General features: G+C 65.2%; 1 protein-coding gene. It reads left to right on the top strand.

All coding sequences use genetic code 11. From position 1 onward, the window contains the following. Positions 1-279: glycosyltransferase (locus tag EN824_RS34940; protein ID WP_135933254.1), on the top strand; the 279-nt coding region annotated here is incomplete at both ends.

Genomic DNA, 279 nt, shown 5'->3' with positions numbered 1-279 from the left:
CGCCAAACGGCGCTTTCTCAATGCCGCCCGGTGCCTGGTCATTCCCAGCCTTGCCGCAGAAACCAGTTCGCTTGTCGCGATGGAGGCGCTGGCCTGCGGCACGCCGGTTGTCGCCTTTCCAAACGGCGCGCTGCCGGGCGTGGTCGAACACGGCAGGACGGGCTTTCTGGTCAATGACGTCCATGAGATGGCGGGAGCCATCGTCGCAGCATCCCGCCTGGATGCCGAGATATGCCGGGCCGAGGCGCGGCGGCGCTTTTCGCTCGACCAAATGATTTC

Source organism: Mesorhizobium sp. M8A.F.Ca.ET.181.01.1.1 (genome assembly GCF_004792025.1).
Classification (GTDB): domain Bacteria; phylum Pseudomonadota; class Alphaproteobacteria; order Rhizobiales; family Rhizobiaceae; genus Mesorhizobium.
This window is presented reverse-complemented; position numbering and strand designations above follow the sequence as displayed.